We start from the raw sequence: 8,050 nt of genomic DNA, 5'->3' as shown, positions 1-8,050 counted from the left end.
CCGCACCCATGCCCGGCATGGTGGTCACGGTGGCGGTGAAGGTGGGGCAATTGGTGAAGAAGGGCGACCCGCTGCTGTCGTTAGAGGCCATGAAGATGGAGACCATGCTGAGCGCCGACCGTGATGCAGTGGTGCACGCCATCCATGTGCGCGCGGGCGAGACCATCAATGCCCGGGACTTGATGGTCGAATTGCACTGAGTCGGCAATGCGGGGGGGTGCCATGCCCGCATGGGTGTCTTGCGGGGCACAGCGGGTTCGAATGGACTGGCCGCCCATTCACCACAACTCGTGCGCTGAAATCTCATTGGCGCAGATGAAGTCCATGCGCGTGGCCTCGGGCGTATCGGTGGAGCCTTGCGCCCGGGCCCCCGCCAGCAACTGGCAGGCCAGCTGCCCCACCTCCAGCAAGGCCGCCTGCTCGCGCGGCTCCCATAGTCCGGCAAAGCTCAGACGCAGGCAGTGCCGGTAGCGGTGGCTTGCACAAAACACCTGGCCGGGGCCGATGGTGATGCCCGCGCGCTTGCACAGGTTGAACAGGTCCATGGTATCCACCGCCACAGGCAGCTCCACCCACAGGGTGTAACCGGCCGGTGGGTCGTTGACCTTGGTGCCCGCAGGAAAGCTGGCCAGGATCATCTTGCGGGCCTGGCCCAGGCGCTGCTTCATCAGCAGGCACAGGCGGCGCAGGTGGGCCTCGTAGCTGCCCTGCGTCAACAGGTCGGCCAGGGCGTACTCCAGCACCGCATTCGTGGCAGCACCCTGCACGCGCTTGAGGGTGGCCAGCTCCTTGCTCCAGCGCCCGGCGTCCACCCAGCCCAGGCGTATGCCGGGTGACACGGTCTTGGCAAACGAGCCGCAGGTCATGACCCAGCCCTCGCTGTCATAGGCCTTGACGGCGCGCCGCCGCGCATCGGTGGCCAGCAGGTCGTTGAACACCACGTCTTCAATCAGGGGCAGCTGGTGCTTGGCCACCAGCCGGGCCAGGGCGCGCTTGTGCGTGAGCGGCATGACGGAAGCCAGCGGGTTGGACAGCGTGGGCACCAGCAGCAGGGCCTTGATGGGTTGCGTATCCAGCGCCAGTTGAAGTGCGGGCAAGGACACGCCGGTGCGGGGGTCGGTGGGCAGTGCCAGAGCCTTGAGGCCCAGCGACTCCAGCAGGTCCAGAAAGCCAAAGAAGGTGGGGCTCTCGATGGCCACCAGATCGCCCGGCCGGGTGACCGTCTGCAGGCACATGGCCACGGCATTGATGCAGCCCGAGGTGATGACGATGTCATCGGCCTTGAGCGCGCAGCCCAGGTGCAGGGCGCGCAGGGCCACCGCGTTGCGCAGCGCCAGCGTGCCCGAGGAGCTGGTGTATTCGGTCAGCGTGCTGCGCTTCTGGCGCGTGGCGCGGCCCAGGGCAACACGAATGCGGTCGTTGTCAAAAAAGTCCTTGTCCTTGGGGGAGTAGCCGGCAAAGCTGACCACGGCGCGGGTGGCTGCATCAATCACCTGTTCGCTGGCCCGGGGCCCGGGCTGCAGCTTGGCAGGTTCGGGCTCCTGCTGGATTTTTCGCACCAGCGCGGCCGCCTTGGCCCGGCTGGCCGCCGCCACAAAGTAGCCGGACTTGGCGCGTGGCTGCACCAGGCGGTGCTCTTCCAGGGTGGCCAGGGCCTGCACCACGGTGGCTACCGACACATTGTTTTGTGCGGCCGAATCGCGCACCGAGGGCAGGCGCTGGCCCGGCTGCAGCGCGCCACTGGCAATCATCTGCGCCAGGCGCAGGGCAATTTGCAGGTACAGAAGCGGGGTGTCGGCCATGACTGCATCGTACGCCCTGTGCCCACAGAGGCAGCAGTACAGATGAGCGTCAAACCTGCCAGCACAGATGGTCCAATGGGCTGCCCTGCTGTGCTGCACTTGGGTGCAGCTTGTGCCTGTGCAGCAGCGATGCAAAAAAGCACAGTAAAGGCTTCACCACAGGAGAAGCACCATGCCAGCAAAATCCCCCGCCCGCACCCTCACGCACACCCTTACGTTATTGGCCCGCCAGACCCGCATGATCAACGCGAGTGAAGGCCTGCGCCTGCAAGTGGTCAGCGGCTGTCTGTGGCTGACCCGCCCGGGCGACGCGGTGGACCGCTTTCTGGTGGCTGGCTCCAGCATCGAGCTGCATGAAAACCAGGTGCTGATCCAGAGCGACCGGCACCCAGGCGCCCAAGGGCTGGAGGCTGCGCGCTACAGCCTGGTGCCGCTGCGCGCGCCGGTCTCGCGTGCCAGCGCTGCAATAGCCGCACCCGACAGGACGCTCACGGTCAGTGCATGCCAGGCAGCGACACTGCTACAGTGACCCCATAACTACCTCGGGAACATCATGAAAATATTGGTCGCCGTCGACGGCTCGAAAGCCTCTTTGCATGCGGTGAAGTACGCCGCCAAACTGTCGGTCAATCTGCGCAGCGAAGACCTGATCACCCTGGTCACCGTGCACGATGACCAGGGCCTGCGCCATGCCGAGCATCTGGTGGGTGCCGAGGCGGTGCAGGACTATCTGCGCGAGCTCAGTGACCGCGAACTCAAGGCCGCACTGGCGGTGCTGGTCAAGGCCGGCATCAAGCACAACGCCATCATCCAGACCGGGCCTGTGGCCAACACCATCGTCAACCTGGCCCACAAGGGCTTTGACCTGGTGGTCATGGGCTCCAAGGGCCGCTCCGGCCTGGTCGATGTGCTGCTGGGCTCGGTGGCCCAGCGCGTGTTGGCCACCTGCAGCAAGCCCGTGCTGTTGGTGAAGTAACCGGCCCCAGAGCCGGGCCTACGTTGCGTCGCTGCGCGCGCCGATCTCGCGCGCCAGCGCCGCAATGCCTGCGTCCGACAGATCATTGGTAGCAAAGCGGCTGTGGTCTGCGCCCTCGGCATGCTTGTTCATGGAGCGCAGATAAAAACGGTCGTAGTGCTGCGCCAGCAGCTCGCCCACCAGGGTGGCAAAGTCGCGGGCCTGGGCCAGGCCCTTCCAGCGCGTCACGGTCTCACCGCCGCAGGATTCCTTGAGCCGCTCCAGTTGGGTCACCAGTTCGGGGCCGCTCAAAAAGTAGTCGTAGTCGCGCAGCAAAAACTGCACCCGCTGCTCCATGCTGGCCTGCACGCGCAGCCACTGACCGTCCTGTATGCCCTGGAACACCGCATCGGGCACGCGCAGCTGGCCGATGCGCTTGCTCTCGGACTCCACATACACCGGGCGCGCCGGGTCGAACTGCTGCACGGCGGAGAGCACCTGGGTCTCGAACATTTTTTGCGAGGGTTGCGGTTGCCCCGGCAAGTCACCCAGCACCGAGCCCTTGTGCGCGGCCAGGGCTTCGAGGTTGAGCACCTGCTGGCCCTGCTGCTGCATGGCCTCCAGGATGCGCGTCTTGGCGCTGCCGGTGGGCCCGGCGATCACGGTAAAGCGCAGGGCCTGTGGGACAACGGCCAACTGTTCAATCACATGGCCGCGCCAGGACTTGTAGCCGCCTGTGAGCCGTTTGGCCGACCAGCCCACCTCGCGCAGGATATGGGTGAAGGCGCCACTGCGCTGGCCGCCGCGCCAGCAGTACACCAGCGGCGTCCAACCCTTGGGCTTGTCGGCAAACATCGTCTCGATATAGGTGGCCACATTGCGCGCCACCAGCACCGCGCCCACCTTGCGCGCATCAAAGGCCGAGACCTGCTTGTACAGCGTGCCCACAATGATGCGCTGCTGGTCATCAAGCACCGGGCAGTTGATGGCGCCGGGGATGTGGTCTTCGGCAAACTCAGAGGGGCTGCGCGCGTCGATGAGGGCGTCAAAGCCAGCGAGCTCTTCAACCGTCGCACGGGTATGATCAATTGGCGTCAATGGGTATCCCGTTGCATGTTGAATCTAAAGAGCAATTTTATGCCCAGCACCACCCTCCCCTCCCCCGCAGCCCCTGTGGCCCCTCTGCGCCTCACCTCCTTCAGCCACGGTGGCGGATGCGGCTGCAAGATTGCACCGGCTGTGCTCTCGCGCCTGCTGGCCAACGTGAACATGCCGCTTCTGCCCCCCGACCTGCTGGTGGGCACCGAGACCAGCGATGACGCCGCCGTCTACCGCATCAACGACCAACAGGCCATCATCGCCACCACCGATTTCTTCACGCCCATCGTGGACGACCCGTATGACTTTGGCCGCATTGCCGCCACCAACGCGCTCTCGGACGTGTACGCCATGGGCGGCACGCCGCTGTTTGCGCTGGCGCTGGTGGGCATGCCCCTGGGCAAGCTGCCCGAAGAAGCCATCCGCCTGATCCTGGCCGGTGGCCAGGACGTGTGCAAAGCGGCAGGCATCCCCATTGCCGGTGGCCACAGCATCGACACGCTCGAGCCCATTTACGGCTTGGTGGGCATTGGCCTGGTGCACCCGGACAAGATCAAGCGCAACAGTGCGGCACGGGCCGGCGATGTGCTGATCCTGAGCAAGCCGCTGGGCGTGGGCATGCTCTCGGCCGCGCTGAAAAAAGGCGTGCTCTCCACGGAAGGCTATGCCGACATGGTGCGCTGGACCACCAAACTCAACACGCCCGGCATTGCGCTCTCCGCCCTGCCCGAGGTGCACGCCATGACCGATGTCACCGGCTTTGGCCTGGCCGGGCATTTGCTGGAAATCTGCCGTGGCTCGGGCCTGTCAGCGCAAGTGCAGTTCGATGCCGTGCCGCTGATTCCCCTGGCCGCGGCCATTGCCCAGGGCGGCACCTGCACGGGTGCATCGCCACGCAACTGGGATGGTTATGGCAGCAGCATGGTGTTGCCCGAGGGCTTTGCCAGCTGGAAGCAAAACCTGCTGTCAGACCCGCAGACCAGTGGCGGCCTGCTCATTGCCTGTGCGCCGGAAGCCGCCGATGCCGTGCTGCAGATCTTGCGGGCGCAGGACTTTGCCGATGCCGCAGTCATCGGCAGCCTGTCGGCCGGTGCCGCGCAGGTGACCGTGCGGTAGCGTTGGCGCCGCTTGGCCTGTGGCTTACCTGCCAAGACCAGTCCAGGGCTTGCGCCCGGTCAACCAAGGTGCACATACATCCCTCAGACCGTGAATATTCCTCAGTTTTGGGCATTTTTTGCCTGAGCCATCCCACGCGCTCGTGTAAGCGAGTGTGAGAATTGATTGTCGTCAACAGGGCTGGAGCGAGCCGATTGACCTCAGGATGAGCCCACCGGGTACCCCACAGAGCCAGTTCAAGGTCCCCGGCAAAATAAAACAGCCAGAGGGATGAACATGCGCGTACTCCTTGTCGAAGACGACCACATGCTGGGCAGCGCCGTGCAGAAGCATCTGGGACATGACGGCTTTGCCGTGGACTGGATTACCAGCGGCTGGCAGTTCACCGAAGCCGTGAACTGCCATACCTATGATTTCGTCATCCTCGACCTGGGCCTGCCCGACATGGACGGCAGCGTGCTGCTGGAGCGCCTGCACAGCGCCCAGATGGACATCCGGGTGATCGTGACCACCGCGCGCGGCAGCATCAGTGACCGCATCAACCTGCTCAACCGGGGTGCTGACGACTTCCTGGTCAAACCCTTTGACCTGGACGAGCTCACCGCCCGCATCCGCAGCCTGCTGCGGCGCTTTCCGATTGCCGATGCCGACGCACACGCCACCACCCACGGCCCGCTGCGGCTCTATCCGCTGCGCCTGTGCGCCACCTGGGATGGCGTCAACGTACCGCTGACCCACCGCGAATTCTGGGTGCTGGAGATGCTGGTGCGGCGCAAGAACCAGGTCTTGTCGCGCCGCCAGATTGAAGAGTCGCTATACGGCAACGGCGAGGAAGTCGAAAGCAACGCGATCGAGGTCTACATCCACATGCTGCGCCGCAAGTTCCGCGCAGACCTGATCCACACCATCCGGGGTGTGGGTTACACCATCGCGCCCGCGCTCTAGGCCATGGCCGAAATCCTGCTGGTCAAATCACTGCAGCGCAAGGTCACCGTGGTCACCTCGGTGGCCATTGCCGCTGCCTTGGTTCTGGGCGTAAATGGCGCCCAGCGGGCCGAGCAGCTCGAGCAGCGCCAGCATCTGGACATGCACCTCGCAGAGGTTGCGCAAACCGTGATTGAATTCAGCCGGGATGGGGCCACAGAGGCCGCCAGCCTGGCTACCGGCGCCGCACCACGGCTGTATACGCCGCCCAATGCCAATATGGATTTGAGCTTTCAGGTCTGGCTGAAAAAAGGGCCCACGCTGCTGCAGACCAATATGCCCCTGACGGGCAAACCCTTGATGCCGCTGGAGCAACTGGGCTTTGAAAACGGCATGGTGGACGGCAAGCCCGGGCGCATGTTCTCCCTGCCTGCGGCCGACCAGTCCTACATCGTGCAGGTGGCCGAGCAGTTTGAAGACCGGGACAACGACACCCCCACCCTGCTGCACTACTATTTTTTGCCCATCGCGCTGCCACTGCTGTTTGCCATGGTGACCACCTGGACTCTGTTGCGGCGCTCGGCCGACGCGCTCGATGCCCTGGTACACCGCCTGCGCGTGCTCGACCCCAAGCAAATGCAGGCGCTCTCCATCGACAGGCCGACCCACGAAATCCTGCCGGTGATTGAAGAGTTCAACACCCTGTTCCAGCGCGCCAGCCAGGCCCTGCAATCCGAACAGCGCTTTACCTCCCTGGCCGCCCATGAACTGCGCACGCCGCTTGCCGGCATCAAGGCGCAGGCGCAACTCGCTCTCAAGGCCCGCAGTGTGCAGGACCAGCAGGAGGCCTTGCAGGAAGTCATCAGCGGCGTGAGCCGGGCCTCGCATGTGTTTGACCAGCTCATTGACCTGACCCGCCTGGACAGCGCCAGCCACGGCACCGCCGAACACTTTGGCCCCGTGTCTTTTGAGTTGGTCTACCAGCAGGTCCTGGATGACCAGGCCGCCCGTGCCCGGGCCAAAGGCATGGTGCTGCAGACGCAGTGGCAGGCACCCACCGTGCAGGGCGCGGAGTTCGCCATCTACCTGCTGCTGCGCAACCTGCTGTCCAACGCCATCCAGTACGGCAGCGAAGGCGGCCGCATCGACATCACGACAGTGCAACAGGCGGACGAACTGGTGCTCTGTGTGGACGATGCGGGAAAGGGCATCCCTGCCGAATCGCGCAGCAAGGCATTCGAGCGCTTCAACCGGCTGGACCAGTGCGGCCCGGACGGCGTGGGCTTGGGGCTGTCGATTGTGCAAATGGTGGCCACCATGCACGGCGGCACAGTGCAATTGCAGGACTCGCCGCTGGGCGGCCTGCGGGTGAGGGTCGGCTTTCCACGCCGGAACCTGGCAGCAGCATGAACGAAAAACAAGGGGACTGAAAATGACGAAAACCAATCTGATGCTGGTCGATGACAACGTGCTGTTCAGAAAAGGCCTGGGCGCCTTGCTGGGCCAACAGGCCGACATGGTGGTGAAGGAAGACATGGCCGGAGGACGCGATGTAGTCCAGGCTATTCTGCGCGCCGACCCGGACGTGCTCATCCTGGACATCAAGCTGGCCGGCACCAGTGGCCTGGATATCGTCACCCAGATCAAGAGCCGCAAACCGCGCATCAAGGCGGTGTTGCTGACGGCCTCGCGCACCGAAGAACATGTCTGCACCGCCATGCGCATCGGCGTGGATGGCTATGTGCTCAAGGACGCCACGCTGGAAGAGGTGCTGATTGCCGTGCGCAGTGCCGTCAAGGACAAGAAGTACCTCAGCCCCGATGTATCGGGCCAATTGGTCAGTGGCTTTTTGTACCCCGAACAGTCCAGGTCGCGCTCAACCGAGCTGGACGTGCTGACCAAGCGCGAGCGCGGCGTGCTGCAGCTCATTGCCGAAGGCCGCACCAACCGCAGTGCGGCCGAGTTCCTGTCGGTCAGCCCCAAAACCGTGGAGAAGCACCGCGCCAGCCTGATGCTGAAACTGGGTCTGAAGAACGCCACCGACGTGGTGCTGGTGGCGCTGGAGTTGGGCCTGATCGACAAGCCCAGCTACTTCAGCCACCGGGCCATCATGGTCAACCACCACAGCCAACCCCTCGTGGCGCATTAGCCTCTC

9 protein-coding genes are annotated in these 8,050 nt (G+C 64.4%); 7 read left to right on the top strand and 2 right to left on the bottom strand.

What is annotated here, in order from left to right:
• A partial coding sequence (locus DIC66_RS20305; RefSeq protein WP_117180009.1) for a biotin/lipoyl-containing protein occupies positions 1 to 200 on the top strand: 200 nt, incomplete at its 5' end.
• A gap of 78 nt (positions 201 to 278) precedes the next feature.
• On the opposite strand, the gene DIC66_RS20300 is transcribed toward DIC66_RS20305, so the two are convergent.
• Positions 279 to 1,802: an aminotransferase-like domain-containing protein gene (locus DIC66_RS20300; protein WP_117180006.1), complete on the bottom strand. Its 1,524-nt coding sequence runs from the start codon at positions 1,800 to 1,802 to the stop codon at positions 279 to 281.
• A gap of 172 nt (positions 1,803 to 1,974) precedes the next feature.
• Here DIC66_RS20300 and DIC66_RS20295 point away from each other — a divergent pair, with 172 nt between their 5' ends.
• Positions 1,975 to 2,331, top strand: coding sequence for a DUF2917 domain-containing protein (locus DIC66_RS20295; RefSeq protein ID WP_117180005.1), 357 nt, complete (start codon positions 1,975 to 1,977; stop codon positions 2,329 to 2,331).
• Positions 2,332 to 2,355: 24 nt separating this feature from the next.
• Positions 2,356 to 2,778, top strand: coding sequence for a universal stress protein (locus DIC66_RS20290; protein ID WP_117180004.1), 423 nt, complete (start codon positions 2,356 to 2,358; stop codon positions 2,776 to 2,778).
• Between the two features lie 18 nt (positions 2,779 to 2,796).
• Here the strand turns inward: DIC66_RS20290 and mnmH are convergent, their stop codons facing one another.
• Positions 2,797 to 3,855 carry a tRNA 2-selenouridine(34) synthase MnmH gene (mnmH, locus tag DIC66_RS20285; protein WP_233506028.1) on the bottom strand — a complete coding sequence of 353 codons (1,059 nt, stop codon included), beginning with the start codon at positions 3,853 to 3,855 and terminating at the stop codon, positions 2,797 to 2,799.
• A 39-nt stretch (positions 3,856 to 3,894) separates the two neighbouring features.
• On the opposite strand from mnmH, the gene selD reads away from it, so the two are divergent.
• From selD to DIC66_RS20265, 4 genes are all read left to right on the top strand, one after another.
• Positions 3,895 to 4,971 carry a selenide, water dikinase SelD gene (gene selD / locus DIC66_RS20280; protein WP_117180003.1) on the top strand — a complete coding sequence of 359 codons (1,077 nt, stop codon included), beginning with the start codon at positions 3,895 to 3,897 and terminating at the stop codon, positions 4,969 to 4,971.
• Positions 4,972 to 5,247: 276 nt separating this feature from the next.
• On the top strand, positions 5,248 to 5,916 hold the full coding sequence (locus DIC66_RS20275) for a response regulator transcription factor (RefSeq protein ID WP_117180007.1): 669 nt from the start codon (positions 5,248 to 5,250) through the stop codon (positions 5,914 to 5,916).
• A gap of 3 nt (positions 5,917 to 5,919) precedes the next feature.
• A complete protein-coding gene (locus DIC66_RS20270) occupies positions 5,920 to 7,305 on the top strand; it encodes an ATP-binding protein (RefSeq protein ID WP_117180002.1) in 1,386 nt (461 codons plus the stop codon).
• A gap of 22 nt (positions 7,306 to 7,327) precedes the next feature.
• Positions 7,328 to 8,044: a response regulator gene (locus DIC66_RS20265; protein WP_117180001.1), complete on the top strand. Its 717-nt coding sequence runs from the start codon at positions 7,328 to 7,330 to the stop codon at positions 8,042 to 8,044.
• The last annotated feature ends 6 nt before the right edge of the window (positions 8,045 to 8,050 follow it).

The sequence above is a fragment of the Rhodoferax lacus genome, assembly GCF_003415675.1.
GTDB lineage: Bacteria > Pseudomonadota > Gammaproteobacteria > Burkholderiales > Burkholderiaceae_C > Allorhodoferax > Allorhodoferax lacus.
The sequence above is the reverse complement of the archived record's forward strand: the minus strand, read 5'-3'. Positions and strand labels throughout refer to the sequence as shown.

Excerpts from the sequence above, each read along its gene's own strand:
- DIC66_RS20270 (WP_117180002.1), top strand. The coding sequence starts at position 5,920 with ATGGCCGAAATCCTGCTGGTCAAATCACTGCAGCGCAAGGTCACCGTG.
- DIC66_RS20265 (WP_117180001.1), top strand. The coding sequence starts at position 7,328 with ATGACGAAAACCAATCTGATGCTGGTCGATGACAACGTGCTGTTCAGA.
- DIC66_RS20300 (WP_117180006.1), bottom strand. The coding sequence starts at position 1,802 with ATGGCCGACACCCCGCTTCTGTACCTGCAAATTGCCCTGCGCCTGGCG.
- DIC66_RS20275 (WP_117180007.1), top strand. The coding sequence starts at position 5,248 with ATGCGCGTACTCCTTGTCGAAGACGACCACATGCTGGGCAGCGCCGTG.
- selD (WP_117180003.1), top strand. The coding sequence starts at position 3,895 with ATGCCCAGCACCACCCTCCCCTCCCCCGCAGCCCCTGTGGCCCCTCTG.
- DIC66_RS20290 (WP_117180004.1), top strand. The coding sequence starts at position 2,356 with ATGAAAATATTGGTCGCCGTCGACGGCTCGAAAGCCTCTTTGCATGCG.
- DIC66_RS20295 (WP_117180005.1), top strand. The coding sequence starts at position 1,975 with ATGCCAGCAAAATCCCCCGCCCGCACCCTCACGCACACCCTTACGTTA.